This window comes from Caballeronia sordidicola, assembly GCF_001544455.2.
GTDB classification, from domain to species: domain Bacteria; phylum Pseudomonadota; class Gammaproteobacteria; order Burkholderiales; family Burkholderiaceae; genus Caballeronia; species Caballeronia sordidicola.
Window position 1 is genome coordinate 324,672 of the sequence record NZ_FCOC02000004.1, and the last position, 20,926, is coordinate 345,597.

Sequence of the window (20,926 nt, forward strand, 5' to 3'; positions counted from 1 at the left end):
CATCCAACGCTGTTCAAAGCGGATGGTTCAGCGGGACCCGGGCGTTGCCGCGAAATCGGACAATGGCCCTTGCTGTTCTCCGAATCGTGCACGTTTCGACCGGTTTCCGAAAGCTGACCGAATGGCCCATTACGTGAAACGGAATCAGGGTCCCGATAATGGCGGCATTCACACGTCATGGGCCATTCGGTCGACTGGAAAGCGTCACGTCTGGCGACTACTATCGATCGAATTGTCCGGCGATCAACTGAACACGAGCTTTGATCCGACCAGCACGAGCGTGGCGGCCAGGACGTTGCGCAGCAGGATTTCAGGCGCTTTCGCGGACAACAGGCTGCCGAGCACGATGCCCGGGAGCGACCCGGCCAGCAGCGACAGCAGGAGGGACCAGTCGACTGAACCCAGCAGCCAGTGACCCGTCCCGGCAATCAATGTAAGCGGCACGGCGTGTGCAATGTCCGAGCCCACGATGCGCGCCGTTGCGAGCCTCGGATACAGCAGCAGAAGCACCGTCACGCCGATCGCGCCCGCGCCCACTGAGGTGATGGATACCAGCACGCCAAGGATGGCGCCGGTCAGGACCGTCCAGGCCACGGTACGCGTTTCGCGGCTTGCCGCGTCCGTGTCGCCGCGTGCCTCGCGGGCCATGCCGGTGTTGTACGCGAACCTTGCAAGCTGGGGCCGAAATACGAGCGACAAAGCGGTCACGAGCAGCGCCGAGCCCAGCACGAGCTGGATCACGCGAGCGGCCGCAGGCGTGTTGAGGCCATATCGGTGCAGCAGGAACAGGGTGAGCGCGGCGGCGGGAATGCTTCCTGCCGCAAGACGTCCTGTGATGCGCCAGTCCACGGAACCTTTCAGTCCGTGGACAAGCGTGCCCGCCGCCTTGGTTGCCGCCGCGTAGAGCAGGTCGGTGCCGACCGCGGTGGCCGGGTGGATGCCGAACAGCAGCACGAGCAATGGAGTCATCAGTGAGCCGCCGCCCACGCCGGTAAGTCCGACCAGAAAGCCGACGGCCAGGCCCGAGGCCGAATAAAGTGGATCGATATGTGGGAAAGGCATGCAGCTTGGAGAACCGGTTAGGTGAGCGTCGGTCGAAAAACGGTCGATGATAGCGGGTCCACGGTGCGCTTGCCTCCAGATCCGGCAAATTGATTCGCGGGCTCCGGCCGTACAATCCGCCAACGGTGGCGATTTGGCTGGCGGCCCGAGTATCCAGGCAACTCTTTTTCAGGAAGGTGTAATGGAAACGAAGGAACAACAGCAGGCCAATCAGGCGCTCGAGGATCGAAAGGACATGGAGGCCGCGAGCGATGCCGCCCGCAGCCCCGCGCATGACGATCTTCCCGACCCGGTGCGCAGTACGGTCGGCGTGCGCGAAGTGGCGCCGGCCACGCCCGTCGCGGTGACTGACGGCGCGTTTATTGCAACCGAACACTCGAATTATGCGAACGAGCGTCAGTTCGTACTCAAGGCAGGCAACACATTCGTTGTCAACGATGCAAACGGCGATATCCGCGGTAACGACGACGGCCTTTTCGTCAATGACACGCGCGTGCTGTCGCAACTTCGCCTGACATTCGGCGGCCGCGCGCCGTCGCTGCTGTCAGGCAGCGTTTCCAGCGACAACGCCGTTTTTACCGCGCATATGACCAACCGGCCGCTGCCGCCCATCGGCGGCGCGACGACGCCCGAAGGCGTGCTTCACGTCGAGCGCCGGCGCGTGTTGTCGCGGCATGTGCTCCATGAAGCCATCGTGCTGACCAATTACGGTACCGAGCCGGCCACGGTGCCGCTGTCCATCGACTTCGCAGCCGACTTCCACGACATGTTCGAGGTCCGCGGTTCCACGCGATCGAAACGCGGGGCGATGCGCGAACCGTGTATCGAAAACGGGGAGGTTGTGCTGCGCTATACGGGCCTCGATGAAGTCGAGCGGACCGCGCGCATCCAGTTTTCGCCCGCGCCGCATTCGCTTTCGGTCAGCCGTGCCGACTATGCGTTGCGGATCCAGCCGGAAACCGCGATGTCGATATATTTGTCGGTCACGGCGCTCACGCACGCTCTCAGCGACGCCAGTGCGGAGAGCAAGAAGATCGCGGAGGAAGGTGCGGAATGCGCGCCGGAATCGGGCCGCCCGGCGATTCGCGAGGCGTTGGTGGACGCGCATAGGCGCATGCGCGACAGGCGGCGCTCGGTCGCGCGCGTGCGTTCCAGCAATCCGCTTTTCAGCGAATGGATCGACCGTTCGCTGGCCGACTTGGGTTTGCTCACCACCGACCTTGAAACGGGACCTTATCCCTACGCCGGAATCCCGTGGTTTTCCACGGCGTTTGGCCGCGATGCAATCATTACTTCGTTGCAAATGTTGTGGCTCGATCCATCGCTTGCGCGTGGCGTGCTGCGTTTTCTCGCGGCGAACCAGGCGCGCGAGGATTCGGCATTTCGCGATGCGGAAGTCGGCAAGATCATGCACGAGACCCGCAACAGCGAAATGGCCGCGACCGGCGAAGTGCCGTTCGCGATGTACTACGGCGGCGTGGACAGCACGCCGCTGTTTGTGGCGCTTGCCGGCGCCTACGCCGAGCGCACGGGCGATACCGCGCTCATCGACGAATTGTGGCCGTCGCTGCAGTTGGCGGCGAAGTGGATCGCGGGTCATTGCGACAAGAACGAATACGGCTTGCTGAGCTATCAGCGCGCGACCGAGCACGGGCTCGCGAACCAAGGGTGGAAAGATAGCCACGATTCGGTTTTTCACGCAGACGGCAGCTTCCCCATCGGGCCAATATCGCTGATCGAAGTGCAGGGCTACGCATCCACGGCGTTCGCGACCATGGCGCGTTTCGCGCGGCAACGCGGCATGAAGGACGATGCAGCGTCGTTCGAGAAACGCGCGCAGCACATCCGCGAGCGCGTGGAGACCATGTTCTGGATGCCCGAGTCGGAATTCTACGGGATCGCGCTGGATGGCAAGGGCGAGCTGTGCAAGGTGTTGTCGTCGAACGCGGGGCATCTGCTCGCTTTCGATCTTGTTGAACGCAGCCGCGGCGAGGCCGTGGCGCGTCAGCTCGAGTCCACCTTGTTTCACACGGGCTGGGGCGTGCGGACATTGGCGGCGGGCCAGCCGCGCTTCAATCCCATGTCGTATCACAACGGTTCTGTCTGGCCGCACGACACCGCCATGTGCGCGCGTGGTCTCGCGCGATACGGCGACCGTGGCGGCGCGGTTCGCCTGTTGCAGGCGTTGTTCGAGTCCGCTGTCACCTTCGATATGCGTCTGCCCGAGTTGTTCTGCGGCTTCACCCGGCAGCGCGGAGAGCGTCCTATCGGCTATCCGGTCGCGTGCCTGCCGCAGGCATGGGCGGCCGGGTCGCCATTCATGATCCTGGAGGCGTGCCTGGGAATTGCGATCGATGCGGAGCGCGAGGAAGTGCGCATCGACCGGCCGCAACTGCCGGAGGGCATCGACTGGCTTGAGATCGGCGAATTGCGGGTGGGCGAGAAGACGGTCTCGATCACGTTCCGGCGCGTGGGCGGGCAGATCGTGCCGTCGGTGGAAGGCGAAATACGCGTGGTGGCGATACTTTAGCTTCCGCCGCTGGCGGTTGCAGGCGTTGCTTTAACGGTGGGACCAGTGCTTGCTGAGGTTGAGTTTCCATCAACCTCAGCAGGGAGCCGCGCACATGGCCCAGATTTCTTATCCGAAACCTCCGTTTCCCGAGCAACCGCAAAATCAGCAGCCGGGCCACACCCGTCCGATGGACCCGCAGCCCGATCACGGCGAAAAAAGCTACAAGGGCGCGGGCAAACTGACAGGCAAGATCGCGTTGATCACCGGCGCGGACAGCGGCATCGGCCGGGCGGTCGCGATTGCCTACGCACGCGAAGGCGCGGACGTCGCGATTGCTTATCTGAACGAGGACGAGGACGCGAAAGAGACCGCACAATGGGTTGAGCAGGCAGGGCGCAAGTCGCTTTTGCTGCCCGGCGATATCACCGATCCGGCGCATTGCCGCGCGCTCGTTGCAAAAACCGTCGAAACATTCGGGCGCATCGATGTGCTGGTGAACAACGCCGCGTACCAGATGACCTACGACAGTCTGGAAGACATCAGCGATGAAGAATGGGACAAGACGTTTTCGACGAACATCGGCGCGATGTTCCGTATCACCAAGGCTGCCGTGCCGCACATGCAGCCGGGCAGCGCGATAGTCAACACCACATCGGTGAATGCGGACAGTCCGAATCCCGGCCTGATTGCTTACGCCACGACCAAGGGCGCAATCCAGAACTTCACCGGCGGTCTTGCGCAATTGCTTGCGGAAAAAGGCATTCGTGCGAATGGCGTTGCGCCGGGACCTATCTGGACGCCGCTGATTCCATCGACAATGGATCCGGAGAGCGTCAAGAATTTCGGTTCGCAAGTGCCCATGAAACGGCCCGGTCAACCGGTCGAGCTAGCGGCGGCGTATGTGATGCTGGCATCGGATGAAGCGAGTTATATCTCCGGCGCGACAATCGCCGTGACTGGCGGCAAACCGATTATCTGAAGTGCGTGCCTGAAGTGCTTGCCTGAGGCTTGAGACGAGCGCGGCGTGCATGCGACACTGTGCGTTTGAACCGTCATTGAGTCGAACGCGCCATGTCATTCACGATCCGTCGTCTCACTCCCGCCGACGCGTCCGCCTATCGCGACTTGAGACTGGAAGGCCTTGAGCAGCATCCCGCCGGTTTCGGTTCGGCGTACGAAGACGAAGCGGATAAACCGGTCGCGTGGTTCGAGCAACGGCTCTCGGGCGCAGCGGTGTTTGGCGGCTTTCTGTTCAGAACGGAAGCGAACGCGGAAAGCCTCGACGGCACCGCAGGCCTTGTCGTGCCGCTGGGCGCGAAGGTCAGGCACAAGGGCGCGCTGTTTGGCATGTATGTCCGCCCTGTGGCGCGCGGCACGGGCCTCGCCGCAGCGGTCGTGCAGGCCGTGCTGGATCATGCGCGCGGCGTGGTGGACGAGATTCAGTTGACGGTCGCGCCCGATAATGAAGCGGCGCTGCGGCTATATCGGAAAGCGGGATTTGCGGAATACGCGCGCGAGCCGCGGGCATTGAAGGTCGACGGCAAGTATCACGATTCAATCCTCATGACCTTGCCGTTCGACCTCGATCACACGTTTTAACCGTTCGATTCCTTCAACTGGTTTAACCTGTATTCGCCCGTGCGCGCCAGCATCCAGCCCGGATATTCGCTTGCGAGCTGGCTCACTTCGTCGAGCGCGGCGAGTTCGTCGTCGTTCAGCTTGACTTGCGTGGCGGCGATGTTGTCATCGAGTTGCTCGATTCGCTTCGCGCCCACAATCACAGTTGTCACCACTTTCTGGTGCAGGAGCCACGCGAGCGCGATCTGCGCGATTGTCACGCCCTTGGTTTCGGCCATCTTCGCCATGGCGTCGATACAGTCGTGCGCGCGGTCCATGTTCACGGGCGGGAACTGGAAATTCGTGCGCCGCCCCTGCTCGGTGGAACTGCCGTCGCGTTTATATTTGCCGCTCAGCAGGCCGCCTGCAAGCGGGCTCCAGACCATCAGGCCCACGTTTTCGCTTTTCAGCATGGGCACGATTTCGCGCTCCAGGTCGCGTCCGGCAATGGTGTAATAAGCCTGTAGCGACTCGAAACGCGCAAGGCCCAGGCGCTCCGAAATGCCCAGCGCCTTGGCGATCTGCCAGGCAGCCCAGTTCGAGACGCCGATGTAGCGCACATGACCGTGCTGAACGAGCGTGTCGAGCGCGCGCAGTGCTTCTTCAATAGGTGTGGCGGGGTCGAATCCATGCAACTGGTACAGGTCGATGTGATCCAGTTGCAGGCGCTTCAGGCTCGCCTTCACCCCATCGATAATATGAAAGCGCGATGCGCCGCGCGAATTGATGCCCTTCGTACCCGTCTCGCCATGAATCTTGGTCGCGACCACGACGTTCTCGCGCAGTACTTTCAGGTTTTTCAGCGCCTGGCCGGTCATGATTTCGGAGGTGCCGTCGGCGTAGACATCGGCGGTATCGAGGAAGTTGATGCCTGCATCGAGCGCCCGGCCAATGAGCTTGTCGGCGTCCGCCTGCTGAAGGCCGCCAATGTTGGTCCAGATGCCGCCTTCGCCGAAAGTCATCGTGCCCAGGCAGAGTTCGGAGACGAACAAGCCGGTATTACCGAATTTTCTGTTGCGCATGCTGGGTTCCTTAGAATTCGTCCTTGGATCGGGCGGCCGGCGCGCACCGTCGTGAATCTCGCGAGTGTCACGGCGTTCACGTGTGCGGCGCGGTCCGGTTCGCGGCGACGGCACCGAACGTCCGTCCGGCGCGGTTGCAACTGGCCGCGACCATTCAGTATCTGCCCGGCGAGCAATCAAAGGCTAGCCTGATCCTGTCGGATCATTGCCCGATTCTGCAAACGCTGCACGCGGCGCTGGGCGAAAATGCCCGCGCGCGAGTAAGCTAAGTGCAATTCGCCGTCTGCATTTCCGACGTCTCACATACTGGCAAAGAGGCGTGGCTGATACATCATTGAAGTTCGGCCGACGGTTATCCTTCCTCATCCCCTGCGCGTTTTTTGCCCGTTTTTCCGGTGCGCGCCAACCCACTGAATGCGAATCATGGCCCTGAATGAGACGGCGGATTCCGCCATCGATCCAACCCATCATGCCGACCATCTGAGTCAGGCGGCGCTGCTCGAGCCGGTCAACGGTCACGATACCGCGCCCCTCGACCCAGGTCTCGACCACGCGCGCCTCGACCTGGTTGCCTTGCTCGAGCGGCTCACGATAGACCACGAAGGCACTCACGAGACCGCTGTCAAAGGGTTGTACGTGCATCGGATCGTGCAATGCGGCGGGCCGAGCCACGGCATCCAGACGCCGGCGCTCGGCCTGATCGCGCAAGGGTCCAAGCGCATCATGGTCGGCGACGAACTGTACGTCTATGACCCCATGCATTACCTGGTTACATCGGTGGATTTGCCGGTGATGGGGCAGGTGACGGGCGCGACCGAGGACAAGCCCTATCTCGGACTGCGGCTCGACATGGACGTGGAAGAAATCAGCGCGCTGATCCGCGATGAAAACCTGCCGCCGCCCACGCACACGGACGCATCGCGCGGCCTTTATGTGAACCGGCTCGGCACGCCGATGCTCGACGCCGTCTTGCGGTTGCTGCGCCTGATGGACACGCCCGAGGACATTCCCATTCTCGCGCCAATGATCAAGCGCGAGATCCTGTACCGGCTGTTGATGAACGGCTCGGGCGCGCGCCTGCGCCAGATCGCGCTGCAGGATAGCCAGACGCAGCGCATTGCTAAGGCGATCATGATGCTGCGCCAGAACTTCGACCAGCCGCTGCGCGTTGAATCGATCGCGCGCGACGTGCATATGAGCGTGTCGTCGCTGCATCACCATTTCAAGGCGGTGACGGCCATGAGCCCGTTGCAGTACCAGAAGCAGTTGCGGCTTCAGGAAGCGCGCCGCCTGATGCTGATCGACATGACCGACGCGGCGACGGCGGCGCATCGCGTGGGCTATGAAAGTGCATCGCAATTCAGCCGCGAGTACAGCCGTTTGTTTGGGGCGCCGCCTTTACGCGATACTCGCAGGTGGCGCGATTCGGCGGGTGCCTGAACGCAAGGAGCAAGGCGCAAAAAAGCCAGGGACATCCCTGGCTTTTTTGCTTGCTGCAACGCTACTTGCTCAATCAGTAGTACCGATGCGGCGGCGCGTAGTGATGCGGTGCATGATGGCGTTCCCACTCACGGCGTTCCCAATACCTGTGGCCGTCGTAGTAGCGGTCGCCGTGCCAGCCGCGGGTGTCGACATGGACGTAGCCGGGACGGAAATGTTCGTCGGCGGATGCCACGTTTGTCACGCCAAGCGTCGTCGCGGCAGTGGCCGCAAGCGATGCGAGCAACAGAGCTTTCTTGAGTTTCAGCATGATGGTTTTCTCTGCGGTTTTGTTGGTTGTCAATTGCCGCTCGTGCAGTGAATATCAGTTCTAGTAGCGGCCGTAGTAGTCGTGATGGTGATAACCGCCACCATCCGGAACCACGATGCAGCCGCCCAGGGAACTGCCGATAAGGACTGCAAGTGCGGTAATAAGCGCTAATCGTTTCATCGGTTTCTCCAAGTGAATCCCGTGAAATCAATTTAGCAATTAGATAAATGACAAGCCGTGTGCCTTTGTAAGGAAACGTATGCGCGGAAATATTCAGGAAAGCGTGTGAAAGGACGCGCGCGGACGCGCTGTTACCGAACGATCTGCGGCTTTACATTTGGCGTCAGCGATACACCCACTACACGGCCGTCCTTCACGCCGCACCGGCTGTCCAGGCGGGTCCATTGCGAATGGCCGCGGGTTTTCGCGAAGGCCCGCATGACGATTACTTCATCTACCGGGACCGGATTGCCCGCGCTGAAAATGGTGGTGTCGTCGTCGATCTTCGCGCCCAGCACACGCCTGTCCGGAACAATGAAAGTGTCGTATTTCGGCGTGAGCGCAACCCATTTGTCGAAGGCGGCGACGCAGCGAATCACCGGTTCCGGAACGTGCATGCGCGTGAGATAGGCGTAGTTTTCCATCGATGGATCCGGCGTTTCCTGCGCGTGCGCCAGCGGGAACAGGGCGACGCTGACAAACAGTGCGATGGCAGCGGCGGGAGGCGAATGGAGCTTTCTCATGCTGGCGATTCTCAGTACCTTTTATACGCGCGTTCATGATGAACGCGGCAGTGTTGATCCGATCCACGCGCTCGTGGAGAGCGCGAAGGGCCAATAAAAGTCGGTGCCAAAGTATACCGCTCGGCTCGGGCACGCTACAGGCGCCGCGCTTATGCGTTCGCAGGTGAAACCGCTGGCTGCATGACGTAATCGTCCGGTCTGAATACGCTCGAGGCCTGACGGAAACGCCAACTGAAGCCCGGCCACAATGCGGTATTCCTGCCCGAAGCGGTATCGATATACCAGCTTCTGCATCCGCCCTTCGCCCAGATCGCGCGGCTCAACCGCTGCTGGATACGGATGTTGTAGGCGGCTTCCACGTCGCGTTTCACGTCGATGGCCGCTACGTCATGATCGCGCATGTAGGTCAGCGCTTTAATGACGTAGGCAACTTGCGATTCGATCATGTAGACCATCGAGTTATGCGCGAGCCCGGAGTTTGGACCGACCAGCATGAAAAAGTTCGGATAACCCGGCAGCGTCGTGCCGAGATAGGCGTGCGCGCCGTCGCGCCAGGTGTCGGTGATCCGCACGCCGCCGCGTCCGATCACCACGCCGCGCGTGTATGGCCTGGCGACTTCGAAGCCCGTGCCGAAGATGATGCAGTCGGCCGGGTGGCGGACGTTGTCCGCGGTGATGACGGCGTCGGCTTCCACGCGCACGATGGGCCGCGTCACCACCGACACATTGCTGCGCGATACAGCCGGGTAATAGTCGTTCGATATCAGAATGCGCTTGCACCCAATGGTGTAATCCGGCGTGAGCGCGAGTCTGAGTTCGGGATCGGCGACCTGCACATGCAGATGCCTGAGCGCCAGTTTCTGAATGACTTTCATGAGCGGCGGATGAACGACAAACGCGAATACCCGTGCCTCGAGCATGCAGTAAAGCGCCGCCCGCATGAGCCGTTGCGCGAGCGGGACGTGCCGGAGCAGCCACCGTTCGAGCCTGCCTGACGCGCGGTCGCTCTTCGGCATGATCCACGGCGGCGTGCGCTGAAACACATCGAGATGCGCCACGCGTCCCGCGATTTCAGGCACGAACTGGATGGCGCTCGCGCCTGTGCCTATTACCGCGACACGCTTGCCATCGAGCGCAAACGCGTGATCCCACTGCTGCGAATGAAAACACGCGCCCTTGAATGCATCGATACCGGGAAGCGCCGGAACCGATGCCCGCGACAAGCCGCCCATTCCCGCAATCAACACGCGCGCCGAGACTTTCCTGCCCGTTGAAAAACGTAGCAGCCAGCGTTGCGTGGGTTCATCGAAGGTCGCGCGTTGCAGCGTTTCGTTGAAGCGCAAATGCGCGCGGATACCGAATTGCGTGGCGCAGTCTTCAAGGTACGCGCGGATTTCGGCTTGCGGTGCGTAAAGCCGCGTCCAGTCCGGGTGAGGCGCGAACGAAAACGAATAGACGTGGGCCTGCACGTCGCAGGCGCAGCCGGGGTAATCGTTGTCGCGCCATGTGCCGCCGAGCGACGCCGCCTGCTCGGCCACGAAAAAATCGTTCATGCCCGACTGTTTCAGCTGTATCGCCATGCAGATGCCGGCAAAGCCCGAGCCGATGACCGCTATATCGATACGTTCGGGTTCGCTCGCGGAGGTCGGGGGGACAGCTTCTGATGGGTCTTGTGGCACGGTTTCGGCGGAAGGTCGACGGGTCTCGCCGGCGCGTATTTGCACGCCGGCGGCAAGCTATTTCAAATTCTGGCACGAAAGGCTCACGACGCCAAAGCGCTGATTCTTGTCAAAATCTGCAACAAACAGGCGCATTGACCGTAAAATGCGCGCCGGCGCTAGAACGAAGCGGCCACGCTCAGGAGACATGAATCGATGACCACTCGCCACGAACAGGAACGCGCCGGGACCTCAGCCACGGCCAAGATGACCGCCACGATCGCAGCCGAAAACGGCGCGTTATCGGCAGGGACGATTTCCGCGCGGCTCGATCGCTTGCCCGCCACACGGTCCATGTGGACGCTCGTCGTGCTGTTGAGCCTCGGCTTCTTCTTCGAACTCTACGACCTGCTGTATTCGGGCTACGTCGCGCCGGGGCTGGTGAAAAGCGGCATCCTGACATCGACGACCGTGGGGCTGTTCGGCTTCACGGGCGTGGCGAGTTTTATCGCATCACTGTTTCTTGGACTCTTCATTGGCACGATTGCTTGCGGCTTTCTCGCCGATCGCTTCGGGCGGCGCGCGATCTTCACCTATTCGCTGCTCTGGTACACGGCCGCGAACGTGATCATGGCGTTCCAGGATACCGCGGGCGGTCTCAACTTCTGGCGCTTCATGGCGGGGCTCGGGATTGGTGTCGAGCTGGTGACGATCGGCACGTACATCTCGGAACTCGTGCCCAAGCACATTCGCGGACGCGCTTTCGCGTGCGAGCAGGCAATCGGTTTCATGGCGGTGCCCGTGGTCGCGTTCCTTTCCTACGCGCTGGTTCCGAACAAACCGCTGGGCTTCGATGGCTGGCGCTGGGTCGTGCTGATCGGGGCGCATGGCGCATTGTTCGTGTGGTTTATCCGGCGCGCATTGCCCGAAAGCCCGCGCTGGCTGGCGCAAAAAGGCCGACTGGCGGAAGCCGACGCCATCATGACCGCGCTCGAAGCCAAAGTCGAACGGGAACATGGCGGCCCGCTGCCGGCGCCCGCCGCGCCCGAACCCGTCAGCACGCGCGGCGCGTTCAGCGATATGTGGGTGGCGCCCTACGGCAAGCGCGCAGCCATGATGATCATCTTCAACGTGTTCCAGACCGTGGGATTCTACGGTTTCGCCAACTGGGTGCCTACGCTTCTGATCCGTCAGGGCATCACCATCACGACCAGCCTCATGTACTCGACGATCATCGCCATCGCGGCGCCGGTCGGGCCGATCATCGGCTTGTTTATCGCCGATAAGTTCGAGCGCAAGAGCGTGATCGTGGCGATGGCCGGCATGATCGTGGTCTGCGGGCTGGTGTTCAGCCAGGTCTCGGGCGCAGCGCTTCTTGTTAGCATGGGCGTGGGTCTCACGCTTGCCAGCAACATCATGTCCTATAGTTTTCACGCTTATCAAAGCGAGCTTTTTCCGACCAGCATCCGGGCGCGCGCGGTCGGCTTCGTCTACTCGTGGAGCCGCTTTTCGGCGATCTTCACGTCGTTTTTCATTGCGGGCGTGCTGAAGGCCTTCGGGACAACGGGCGTGTTCGTGTTTATCGCCGGGGCTATGGTCGTGGTCATGCTGGCTATCGGATTGATGGGCCCGAAGACGCGCGATCTCGCGCTGGAACAGATCTCTCGATAGCTGTCGCTATAGGGCGGTATATGGTTGGCATGCGGGTTGGCATGCGAAGGACATCGGCGGCCTCGTGTGACGGCAAGATGACGCGCGTTATGCCAAAATCCGCATAACGCGATTAATTCTCCGTTATTCCATGTCCGACACGCTCACGCCTGCCGAAGCCGACCATGCAATGCGCCATTGGTCGTATGGGTCCACCGGCAAGATTCAGATTGGTTCTTTACAGCACAAGCGCATGTTCTGCGAAATGCTGCTCACGACTCACAATCCCTATAAACCGGCGGTCATCGACTGGCCGGCGCTCGCGCCCGCAGCGCTCAGGCGCATCACGTCCCTGCCGATCTGGGACATCGCGGTCCAGACAGAAGGCCGCGCTTCGATTCGAGTATCGACCTATGCAGCGAGCGTCCACGACCCGTTGCTGCGCGAAGCCATCACCATGAACGGTGCAGAGGAAGCGCGCCACAAGATCGTGTTGTCGAAGCTCGTGCAGGCCTACGGCATCGAACTTGCGCCCGAGCCGCCTTATCCCGCGCCCGACGACGCGTTGCGCGCCTGGATGCTCACGGGCTACAGCGAATGTATCGATAGTTTCTTCGCCTTCGGCCTGTTCGAAGCCGCGAAACAAACCGGCTATTTCCCCGGGGAACTGGTCGAAACATTCGAGCCGGTGATTCAGGAAGAGGCCCGGCATATCCTGTTCTTCGCGAACTGGGTCGCGTGGTACAGGCGGAGTTTGCCGTGGTACAAGCGGCCCTGGTTTTTCATGAAGACCGCGAGCGTGTGGTTTTCGTTGATACGCGACCGGATATCGCTTGCACGAGGGTTCGATACCAGCGGCGCAGCCCAGGACATGAATTTTCCGGCCAACGTAGGGGATTCGGTGGGCGGCGGGATATCGGCGAAGGCGTTGATCGAGCTATGCCTGACGGAAAACGAACGGCGGATGGGCGGCTATGATGCGCGTCTTCTCAGGCCAACGACCGTGCCGTGGCTTGCCGGAATCGCCCGGCGGTTCATCAAATAGCGCCTCAAAATAGCAACTAACGGTCTGACCGGCTAGCGTCCGCAAATTCGGATTGCCGCCTCTTACTTTTCCACCCGCGCCGCCTCGAAACGCCGCGTGGCTTCCTCCACGTCCTGTTTGAACTGCGCAAGCGCAGTCAGGCTTGCAGCGGGAGGCTGCAGCGCGGTCCAGAGTACATCGATGAGTTCGTCCGCGGTCGTGTCGATCTGAGCCTGACTCAGGTGCCGCTTTGCAAGCGTTGCGTCCCATAGCACGTGCTCCATCGGCCCGAAAACCAGCGACCGCATCAATCGCAGCGGCAGGTCCGCGCGTACCTGGCCGACGCTCTGCCCATACGCCAGCACGTTCATTAGCGGCGCGGTGTACCGGCGTTGCAGGTCGGTGAGCGTGTCGCTCAGGTCATGATGCTTCGTGCGTCCTTCCGATAAAACCAGCGCGCACAATCCCGTTCCGTTCACCAGCATCAGCCGCAAATGCGTCCTCACGATAAACGCAAACTGCTGCCGCACGCTGCCGTCCCGGGGAAGGCCGGATTCGAACGCGTCGATGATCTCGTCATACCAATCCGCAATCACGCGCGCGCACAACTCCCGCTTGCCGCTGAAATAACTGAAGACCGTGGCTTCCGAAATCCCCGCGCGCTGGGCGATCTCGGCGCTGGTGGTGGCGTCGTAGCCTTTTTCCGCGAAGACATCCCGCCCGGCCTGGAGAATGTCCTTCACGCGTTGCTGCGACTTGACGCCTGCAGGAGTGCGGCGGTTTCCGGTTATGGGCGCTGAGGACATGTCGTTGAGATCGGGTTCATTGAATGTGAGCTTAGCTCAAATCCCTATTGACGAAAAGCGGAATCAAGCGTGAAACTGCGGCTTATATTGGAAATCGGCGCGTGTGAGTTCGACTCATAAATCAGGTCACTGACCCACGCCGGCACGCCCCAAGCCAATACGCTCCGAAGGAGGAGACCCGCATGAACGACGTACCCGGTCTGAATTTCGCCCTGGGCGAAGACATCGATATGTTGCGCGACTCGCTCGCCAGTTTCGCTGCAAAAGAGATCGCGCCGCGCGCTGCTGAAATCGATAAAACCGATCAGTTCCCCATGGACCTGTGGAAGAAATTCGGCGATCTGGGCGTGCTTGGCATGACGGTATCTGAGGAGTACGGCGGCGCGAACATGGGCTATACCGCGCATATGGTCGCCATGGAAGAAATTTCACGGGCGTCGGCATCGGTCGGATTGTCGTATGGCGCGCATTCCAATTTGTGCGTGAACCAGATCCATCGCAATGGCACGGAAGCGCAGAAGCGCAAGTATTTGCCGGGGCTGATATCGGGCGAACATATCGGCGCGTTGGCAATGAGCGAGCCGAACGCCGGTTCTGACGTCGTCAGCATGAAGCTTCGCGCCGACGAAAAAGGCGATCACTTCGTGCTCAACGGCACGAAGATGTGGATCACCAACGGTCCCGATTGCGACACGCTCGTGGTGTATGCCAAGACAGATATCGAGGCGGGCGCGAAGGGGATCACGGCGTTTATTGTCGAGAAGGGCATGAAGGGGTTTTCAGTCGCGCAGAAACTCGACAAGTTGGGAATGCGCGGCTCGCATACCGGCGAACTGGTGTTCGAGAACGTCGAAGTGCCGAAGGAAAACGTGCTCGGGCAACTGAACGGCGGCGTAAAGGTGCTCATGAGCGGTCTCGACTACGAGCGCGCGGTGCTGGCGGGTGGTCCTACCGGCATCATGGTCGCGTGCATGGACGCGGTCGTGCCGTACATTCACGACCGCAAGCAGTTTGGCCAGGCGATTGGCGAATTCCAGTTGATTCAAGGCAAGGTCGCGGACCTCTATACAACGCTTCAGGCATGCCGCGCGTACCTCTACGCAGTGGGCCGTCAACTCGATACGCTCGGCGCGGGTCATGGCCGTCAAGTGCGCAAGGATTGCGCGGGGGTGATTCTGTACACCGCCGAAAAAGCCACGTGGATGGCCGGCGAAGCAATCCAGATTCTCGGCGGCAATGGTTATATCAACGAGTATCCGGTGGGCCGTCTATGGCGCGACGCCAAGCTCTATGAAATCGGCGCGGGGACAAGCGAAATCCGCCGCATGCTGATCGGGCGCGAACTGTTCGCCGAAACCGCCTGAGATAGCACGGACACTTATGCCGATTATTGAATCGAAACTGAATCCGCGCAGCGACGAGTTTCGCGCGAACGCGGCGGCGCTCGAAGTGCTGGTGGCCGACTTGAAAGAGAAGGTCGCGAAGATAGCGTTGGGCGGAGGACAGGCCGCGCGCGATAAACATCTGTCACGCGGCAAGCTTCTGCCACGCGACCGGATTGCGCAATTGCTCGATCCGGGCACGCCGTTTCTCGAGCTTTCGCAACTCGCCGCATATGGCATGTATAACGACGACGCACCCGGCGCGGGCGTGATTACGGGCATTGGCAGGATTGCGGGGCAGGAGTGCGTGATCGTCTGCAACGACGCCACCGTGAAGGGCGGCACGTACTATCCGGTGACGGTGAAGAAGCATCTCCGTGCGCAGGAGATCGCCGAAGAGAACCATTTGCCGTGCGTCTATCTTGTCGATTCGGGCGGCGCGAACCTGCCGAATCAGGACGATGTTTTCCCCGACCGCGATCACTTCGGCCGCATCTTCTACAATCAGGCGAACATGTCGGCTAAAGGCATTGCGCAGATCGCCGTGGTGATGGGTTCGTGCACGGCAGGCGGTGCGTATGTTCCGGCAATGAGCGATGAATCGATTATCGTGAAAAATCAGGGCACGATTTTTCTGGGCGGTCCGCCGCTCGTGAAGGCCGCAACCGGCGAGGAAGTCAGCGCCGAAGATCTCGGCGGCGGTGACGTGCATACGCGGCTCTCGGGCGTGGTCGATCATCTTGCTCAAAACGATGCGCATGCGTTGGGAATCGCGCGAAGCATCGTGGGCAATCTGAATCGCGTCAAGCCAGCTTCTTTGGCCATGAAAGAACCATTGCCGCCGCGTCATGATCCGCACAGCATCTATGGCGTGATTCCGGCGGACACGCGCAAGCCATTCGATATCCGCGAAGTGATCGCGCGCATTGTCGACGACTCCGCCTTCGATGAATTCAAGGCGCGCTATGGTACGACGCTCGTATGCGGATTCGCGCATGTCTGGGGTCACCCGGTTGGAATCATCGCGAACAACGGCATCCTGTTTTCGGAGTCGGCGGTCAAGGGCACGCATTTCATAGAGCTGTGCTGCCAGCGCAAGATTCCGTTAGTGTTCCTTCAGAACATCACGGGCTTCATGGTCGGGCGCAAGTATGAAAACGAAGGCATCGCGCGCAATGGTGCGAAGATGGTGACGGCGGTCGCGACGGCCAAGGTGCCGAAATTCACGGTGATCATAGGCGGGTCGTTTGGCGCGGGTAATTACGGCATGTGTGGCCGCGCGTACTCGCCGCGTTTTCTCTGGATGTGGCCGAACGCGCGTATCTCCGTAATGGGCGGCGAGCAAGCCGCCTCGGTGCTTGCCACGGTGCGCCGCGATGGAATAGAAGGCAAGGGCGGATCGTGGTCGAAGGAGGAAGAAGAGGCGTTCAAGGCGCCTATCCGCGAGCAGTACGAGGTACAGGGCCATCCGTATTACGCCAGCGCGCGCCTGTGGGACGACGGCGTGATCGACCCCGCGCAGACCCGCGATGTGCTCGGGCTTGGGCTGGCGGCGTCGACTAATGCGCCTGTCGAAGAAACGCGTTTCGGCGTGTTCCGGATGTGATCGCGGGACCTGGGCGCTTCGGTGCCGGGACCTTTGCAAAGCTGACTTCTTCCTTCCAGGCTTCGTCATGTTCAACAAAATATTGATTGCGAATCGCGGCGAGATTGCATGCCGCGTGGCCGCGACCTGCAAACGCCTGGGCATAGGCAGCGTGGCCGTGTATTCGGATGCCGATGCACACGCCAAGCACGTCGCAGTCTGCGACGAAGCCGTGCATGTGGGTGGCGCGGCGGCGGCTGAGAGCTATTTGCGCATAGACAGGATCATCGATGCCGCGCTGAAAACCGGTGCGCAAGCGGTGCATCCGGGCTACGGATTTCTATCGGAGAACGAAGGGTTTGCAGAGGCGTGTGAGAAGGCCGGGCTCGTGTTTATCGGGCCGCCGGTCGAAGCCATCTCCGCGATGGGATCGAAGGCCGCGGCCAAGGCGTTGATGCAGTCCGCGGCCGTGCCACTCGTGCCCGGTTATCACGGCGACAACCAGGAGGCCGCGCTGCTGCAAAAGGAAGCCGATGGAATTGGTTATCCCGTGCTGCTCAAAGCAAGCGCGGGCGGCGGCGGCAAGGGCATGCGCGTGGTCGAGAAAAGCGCGGATTTCGCTTCGGCGCTCTTGTCGTGCAAGCGAGAAGCGTCGAGCAGTTTCGGCAACGACCGCGTGTTGATCGAAAAGTATTTGCAACGCCCGCGCCATGTGGAAGTCCAGGTCTTCGCGGATCAGCATGGCAATGCGGTGTATCTCTTCGATCGCGACTGCTCCGTGCAGCGCCGTCATCAAAAGGTGCTGGAAGAAGCGCCTGCTCCGGGTCTTTCGGCCGAGGTACGCAAAGCGATGGGCGAAGCCGCTGTCGCGGCGGCGCGCGCGGTGAATTATGTCGGCGCGGGCACGGTCGAGTTCATCATGACCGGCGACGGCCAGTTCTACTTCATGGAAATGAACACGCGGCTTCAGGTCGAGCATCCTGTGACCGAAATGGTGACGGGTCTTGATCTTGTCGAATGGCAATTGCGCGTGGCGAGCGGTGAAACGCTGCCTCTGATGCAGGATCAATTGAAGGTGAACGGTCACGCAATCGAAGCACGCATCTATGCCGAGAATCCGTCGCGGGGTTTCTTGCCATCGACCGGAACATTGAAGCATTTGCGGCTGCCCGAAGCTGTGGAATTCCAGTTGAACGGCACCGTGCGTATCGATAGCGGCGTGCGCGAAGGCGACACCATCACCCCGTTTTATGATCCGATGATCGCCAAGCTGATCGTGCACGGCCGCGATCGCGACGAAGCATTGCTGCGCATGGCGCTCGCGTTGAAACAATGCGAGGTCGTCGGGCCGTCGACGAATATAACGTTCCTGCATCGGATCGTTGTCAGCAAGCCGTTTGCTTCCGGCGACCTGGATACGGGGCTGATAGAACGTCATCACGACACCTTGTTCGCACCATCGGCGGTGTCGAACGCGCACGTACTTGCGCTCGCTTGCGCCGCGTTGCTCACGCGTGAAGGCGGGGACGCACATGGCACGTCGCCGTGGGATGCACTCGCCCACTGGCGCATGAGCGGAGGGTATACGCAGGCGCTGAACTGGCGTCTCGCAGATTCCGACCACGAAATCGTCGCCGTCTTCACGCGCGATTCCACATTGGGCCGGGCGGACAACAAGCAACTCGAACTATGCGGCGAGACGCGTGCGTTCGACTGGTCGCACGGCGATGAACCGAATTCGTTCGTGGTGCTGATCGGCAATACGCGCATCAAGGGACGCGTATTCGTGGACGGCGACACGTTTCATGTGTTCTACGCGGGAGTATCGCTGGCATTCGAATGGCAGAATCTGCTTGCCCATGCCGCCGATGCCGAGCATGGCGAAGGCCGCCTGACCGCGCCCATGCCGGGCAAGGTGATTGCCGTGCTGGTGGAAGCGGGCGCCATGGTCGAAAAAGGCGCGCCGTTGCTGGTGATGGAAGCCATGAAGATGGAGCACACGATTGTCGCGCCTGCGAGCGGTACGGTCGGCGAGATCCTGTTCGCCGTGGGCGATCAGGTTACCGACGGTGCGCAGCTTCTGATAATGGATGTACAAGCCGCGAAATAACGCCTTGCGTCATTTCTTCTTGACGCGTCCCAGCAGCGTTTCTTCTGTCTCCGTCTTCACCAGAATCTCAACGCGCCGGTTCAACGCACGCCCTTCGGGCGTGGCGTTGGACGCAATCGGCTCGGAAAATGCAATGCCGCGGGTCTTGATGCGCGCAGCGGGAACGCCGCGTGCGACCAGTGCGTCGGCCACAGCGTTTGCACGAGCCGTCGACAACGTCCGGTTGTAATCGAGCGTCCCGACATTATCCGTATGCCCTTCGACCATGATTGGCCGTGTGCTGCGCTTGAGCAGCACGGCCGCGCGGTCGAGCACGACGATGCTTTCGGGGCGCATGGTCGCTTCGTCGAAGTCGAAGAGCGCCGATTCCTGAAGGCGCAACTCCACGCCATCATGGGCGGAGTGGACGACAATGCCGACTTTTTCGTTGATTGCTTGTTCCTTCGACCGGTTCAGGCCCGATGCGCAGCCGGCGAGCAGTGCCGTGGTTGCGCATGCGTTGACAATGGTTCGAATAGCTTTCACTGCAAGTCTCTTGAACAGATGCCGGGGAAGGAAACCGATTATAGGGAAACGGAAATTTGGGAGTGTGAAATTAGAACAAAAATCTGATGGCCGCCAAGGGGCGTGGCCTCTCGAAGAGGCTCTTGATTCTGGACGCATCCCGCTCGATTTACAATGCGTGACTAACATGCTGCTTCAATGCAGATTACAAGCAGGTCTGCGCAGCAATTTCTGTGCTTTCACTCAGAGAGCAATTACAAGGACGTTTCATGATTTCACGCGATCAGACCTCTGCCGACGACAAGGATCGCACCCGGCGGCTGCAACGCAGCGCTGCAGGGTTGCTGTATGCGGTGCTGGTGGCCGTTGCCATCTGGATGATCCGCGACTTTATCCCGGCCGTGGTGTGGGCAGCGGTTATCGCCATTGCGTTGTGGCCCTTGCTGACGTGGCTTGAAGAACGGCCGCTTTTCAACCATCGAAGCACGTGGCTTGCGTTGGGCATGACCGTGGTGATCGCATTGGTGTTCGTCCTGCCGTTCATCCTCGTCGCGGCGCAGGCGGGCAGGGAAGCCAGCGACCTTTTCCGGTGGTTCCAGGAATCGCTGCGAAGCGGCATTGCCATGCCCGATCTCGTCAATCATCTGCCGATGGGATCGAAGCAGATCGCCACGTGGTGGCAGGAGAATCTCGCGACACCGCTGGGGTCATCGCCGGCGGTCAAGCATTTTCATAGCGCTACCGTTGTCGCGATGACGCGCCATTTCGGCGGCCGTGTCGCGCATGGCCTGATAGTGTTCGGCTTCATGCTGGTGACGCTGTTCTTCGTCTTCAAGGCAGGGTCGAAATTGGGCGAGCAATTGCTGGAGGCTTCAAGGCGCGCGTTTGGTTCGGAGGGCGCATCATTGGCACGGCGCATGGCGGATTCCGTTCGCAGCACGGTAACGGGGCTGGTGGTCGTGGGGCTTGGCGAAGGGGCGTTGCTGGGCGTGGCATATGCCGTGACCGGTGTGCCGCATGCGACGCTGCTGGGCATGCTGACCGCTGTTGCAGCCATGCTGCCGTTCTGCGCGCCAATCGTGTTCCTGGGCGCGGCATTGTGGCTGCTGACGCAGGGTGCGACGGTCGCGGCGATCTGCGTTGCGGTGTTTGGATTCGTGGTCGTGTTCGTGGCCGAACATGCAATACGGCCGGTGCTGATCGGCGGGGCCGCGCGACTGCCGTTCTTGCTGGTGTTATTCGGAATCCTCGGGGGCGCCGAAACGTTTGGTCTGGTGGGATTGTTTATCGGTCCGTCGTTGATGACGATTCTGGTCGTGCTTTGGAATGACTGGGTGCATTGAAGCAATTCATTGCAGAAGCAAAACAGCCGTTCTGCCTAACGGCGAGAACGGCTGTTTCCGTTAATACCGCGCAAGAATCAGATCACGTACAAATCAACATATTCATTGACCGGCATTGCTTCGAGCGTTGCCTGATCCAGCGATGCCGCAATGATCGC

At 60.9% G+C, this 20,926-nt stretch carries 18 protein-coding genes; 11 read left to right on the plus strand and 7 right to left on the minus strand.

Annotated features, from left to right (window positions below; all coding sequences use genetic code 11):
• Window positions 1–243: 243 nt before the first annotated feature.
• Window positions 244–1,062, minus strand: coding sequence for a sulfite exporter TauE/SafE family protein (locus tag AWB64_RS10845; protein ID WP_060818691.1), 819 nt, complete (start codon window positions 1,060–1,062; stop codon window positions 244–246).
• Window positions 1,063–1,297: 235 nt separating this feature from the next.
• Between AWB64_RS10845 and AWB64_RS10850 the strand changes: the two genes are divergently transcribed.
• The 3 genes from AWB64_RS10850 to AWB64_RS10860 all read left to right on the plus strand — a co-directional run bounded on the left by AWB64_RS10850 (window position 1,298) and on the right by AWB64_RS10860 (window position 5,173).
• Window positions 1,298–3,592 (plus strand): amylo-alpha-1,6-glucosidase, encoded by a 2,295-nt coding sequence (locus AWB64_RS10850; protein WP_082850439.1) that lies wholly within the window; start codon window positions 1,298–1,300, stop codon window positions 3,590–3,592.
• A 94-nt stretch (window positions 3,593–3,686) separates the two neighbouring features.
• Complete coding sequence (locus AWB64_RS10855) at window positions 3,687–4,553, plus strand: glucose 1-dehydrogenase (RefSeq protein ID WP_060818692.1); 867 nt, start codon at window positions 3,687–3,689, stop codon at window positions 4,551–4,553.
• Window positions 4,554–4,645: 92 nt separating this feature from the next.
• The gene (locus tag AWB64_RS10860) at window positions 4,646–5,173 is read left to right on the plus strand and encodes a GNAT family N-acetyltransferase (protein WP_060818693.1); all 528 of its coding nucleotides are present in this window, start codon (window positions 4,646–4,648) and stop codon (window positions 5,171–5,173) included.
• Here the strand turns inward: AWB64_RS10860 and AWB64_RS10865 are convergent.
• Entirely contained in the window at window positions 5,170–6,213 is a 1,044-nt protein-coding gene (locus AWB64_RS10865) for an aldo/keto reductase (RefSeq protein WP_060818694.1), read from the minus strand. The two genes, AWB64_RS10860 and AWB64_RS10865, sit on opposite strands and share 4 nt — an antisense overlap.
• A 23-nt stretch (window positions 6,214–6,236) precedes the next feature.
• Between AWB64_RS10865 and AWB64_RS10870 the strand changes: the two genes are divergently transcribed.
• Together AWB64_RS10870 and AWB64_RS10875 are read left to right on the plus strand one after the other, a co-directional pair.
• Complete coding sequence (locus AWB64_RS10870) at window positions 6,237–6,482, plus strand: hypothetical protein (RefSeq protein WP_157766614.1); 246 nt, start codon at window positions 6,237–6,239, stop codon at window positions 6,480–6,482.
• Window positions 6,483–6,636: 154 nt separating this feature from the next.
• Complete coding sequence (locus tag AWB64_RS10875) at window positions 6,637–7,653, plus strand: AraC family transcriptional regulator (protein WP_082850430.1); 1,017 nt, start codon at window positions 6,637–6,639, stop codon at window positions 7,651–7,653.
• A 73-nt stretch (window positions 7,654–7,726) separates the two neighbouring features.
• On the opposite strand, the gene AWB64_RS10880 is transcribed toward AWB64_RS10875, so the two are convergent.
• From AWB64_RS10880 to AWB64_RS10890, 3 genes are all read right to left on the minus strand, one after another.
• Window positions 7,727–7,996: a hypothetical protein gene (locus AWB64_RS10880; protein ID WP_244164015.1), complete on the minus strand. Its 270-nt coding sequence runs from the start codon at window positions 7,994–7,996 to the stop codon at window positions 7,727–7,729.
• Window positions 7,997–8,274: 278 nt separating this feature from the next.
• Complete coding sequence (locus tag AWB64_RS10885) at window positions 8,275–8,706, minus strand: BspC domain-containing protein (protein ID WP_060818696.1); 432 nt, start codon at window positions 8,704–8,706, stop codon at window positions 8,275–8,277.
• 149 nt (window positions 8,707–8,855) lie between these two features.
• Window positions 8,856–10,385, minus strand: coding sequence for a flavin-containing monooxygenase (locus AWB64_RS10890; RefSeq protein WP_060818803.1), 1,530 nt, complete (start codon window positions 10,383–10,385; stop codon window positions 8,856–8,858).
• Window positions 10,386–10,580: 195 nt separating this feature from the next.
• Here AWB64_RS10890 and AWB64_RS10895 point away from each other — a divergent pair, with 195 nt between their 5' ends.
• Together AWB64_RS10895 and AWB64_RS10900 are read left to right on the plus strand one after the other, a co-directional pair.
• Window positions 10,581–12,035, plus strand: coding sequence for an MFS transporter (locus AWB64_RS10895; protein WP_075643272.1), 1,455 nt, complete (start codon window positions 10,581–10,583; stop codon window positions 12,033–12,035).
• A 130-nt stretch (window positions 12,036–12,165) separates the two neighbouring features.
• Window positions 12,166–13,059: a ferritin-like domain-containing protein gene (locus tag AWB64_RS10900; RefSeq protein WP_060818697.1), complete on the plus strand. Its 894-nt coding sequence runs from the start codon at window positions 12,166–12,168 to the stop codon at window positions 13,057–13,059.
• Between the two features lie 62 nt (window positions 13,060–13,121).
• Here the strand turns inward: AWB64_RS10900 and AWB64_RS10905 are convergent, their stop codons facing one another.
• A complete protein-coding gene (locus tag AWB64_RS10905) occupies window positions 13,122–13,844 on the minus strand; it encodes a TetR/AcrR family transcriptional regulator (RefSeq protein ID WP_060818699.1) in 723 nt (240 codons plus the stop codon).
• 182 nt (window positions 13,845–14,026) lie between these two features.
• On the opposite strand from AWB64_RS10905, the gene AWB64_RS10910 reads away from it, so the two are divergent.
• The 3 genes from AWB64_RS10910 (at window position 14,027) to AWB64_RS10920 (ending at window position 18,921) form a co-directional block, all read left to right on the plus strand.
• On the plus strand, window positions 14,027–15,208 hold the full coding sequence (locus AWB64_RS10910) for an isovaleryl-CoA dehydrogenase (protein ID WP_060818700.1): 1,182 nt from the start codon (window positions 14,027–14,029) through the stop codon (window positions 15,206–15,208).
• 16 nt (window positions 15,209–15,224) lie between these two features.
• A complete protein-coding gene (locus AWB64_RS10915; protein ID WP_060818702.1) occupies window positions 15,225–16,832 on the plus strand; it encodes a carboxyl transferase domain-containing protein in 1,608 nt (535 codons plus the stop codon).
• 67 nt (window positions 16,833–16,899) lie between these two features.
• The gene (locus AWB64_RS10920) at window positions 16,900–18,921 is read left to right on the plus strand and encodes an acetyl/propionyl/methylcrotonyl-CoA carboxylase subunit alpha (RefSeq protein WP_060818704.1); all 2,022 of its coding nucleotides are present in this window, start codon (window positions 16,900–16,902) and stop codon (window positions 18,919–18,921) included.
• A gap of 9 nt (window positions 18,922–18,930) precedes the next feature.
• Here AWB64_RS10920 and AWB64_RS10925 read toward each other — a convergent pair whose 3' ends face one another.
• Window positions 18,931–19,446, minus strand: a complete 516-nt coding sequence (locus tag AWB64_RS10925) for an OmpA family protein (protein WP_063493186.1) — start codon at window positions 19,444–19,446, stop codon at window positions 18,931–18,933.
• Window positions 19,447–19,694: 248 nt separating this feature from the next.
• Here AWB64_RS10925 and AWB64_RS10930 point away from each other — a divergent pair, with 248 nt between their 5' ends.
• On the plus strand, window positions 19,695–20,768 hold the full coding sequence (locus tag AWB64_RS10930; RefSeq protein ID WP_060818707.1) for an AI-2E family transporter: 1,074 nt from the start codon (window positions 19,695–19,697) through the stop codon (window positions 20,766–20,768).
• Window positions 20,769–20,926: the final 158 nt, after the last annotated feature.

Excerpts from the sequence above, each read along its gene's own strand:
- AWB64_RS10855 (WP_060818692.1), top strand. The coding sequence starts at position 3,687 with ATGGCCCAGATTTCTTATCCGAAACCTCCGTTTCCCGAGCAACCGCAA.
- AWB64_RS10900 (WP_060818697.1), top strand. The coding sequence starts at position 12,166 with ATGTCCGACACGCTCACGCCTGCCGAAGCCGACCATGCAATGCGCCAT.
- AWB64_RS10885 (WP_060818696.1), bottom strand. The coding sequence starts at position 8,706 with ATGAGAAAGCTCCATTCGCCTCCCGCCGCTGCCATCGCACTGTTTGTC.
- AWB64_RS10860 (WP_060818693.1), top strand. The coding sequence starts at position 4,646 with ATGTCATTCACGATCCGTCGTCTCACTCCCGCCGACGCGTCCGCCTAT.
- AWB64_RS10895 (WP_075643272.1), top strand. The coding sequence starts at position 10,581 with ATGACCACTCGCCACGAACAGGAACGCGCCGGGACCTCAGCCACGGCC.
- AWB64_RS10920 (WP_060818704.1), top strand. The coding sequence starts at position 16,900 with ATGTTCAACAAAATATTGATTGCGAATCGCGGCGAGATTGCATGCCGC.
- AWB64_RS10930 (WP_060818707.1), top strand. The coding sequence starts at position 19,695 with ATGATTTCACGCGATCAGACCTCTGCCGACGACAAGGATCGCACCCGG.
- AWB64_RS10850 (WP_082850439.1), top strand. The coding sequence starts at position 1,298 with ATGGAGGCCGCGAGCGATGCCGCCCGCAGCCCCGCGCATGACGATCTT.
- AWB64_RS10875 (WP_082850430.1), top strand. The coding sequence starts at position 6,637 with ATGGCCCTGAATGAGACGGCGGATTCCGCCATCGATCCAACCCATCAT.
- AWB64_RS10915 (WP_060818702.1), top strand. The coding sequence starts at position 15,225 with ATGCCGATTATTGAATCGAAACTGAATCCGCGCAGCGACGAGTTTCGC.
- AWB64_RS10905 (WP_060818699.1), bottom strand. The coding sequence starts at position 13,844 with ATGTCCTCAGCGCCCATAACCGGAAACCGCCGCACTCCTGCAGGCGTC.
- AWB64_RS10910 (WP_060818700.1), top strand. The coding sequence starts at position 14,027 with ATGAACGACGTACCCGGTCTGAATTTCGCCCTGGGCGAAGACATCGAT.
- AWB64_RS10845 (WP_060818691.1), bottom strand. The coding sequence starts at position 1,062 with ATGCCTTTCCCACATATCGATCCACTTTATTCGGCCTCGGGCCTGGCC.
- AWB64_RS10865 (WP_060818694.1), bottom strand. The coding sequence starts at position 6,213 with ATGCGCAACAGAAAATTCGGTAATACCGGCTTGTTCGTCTCCGAACTC.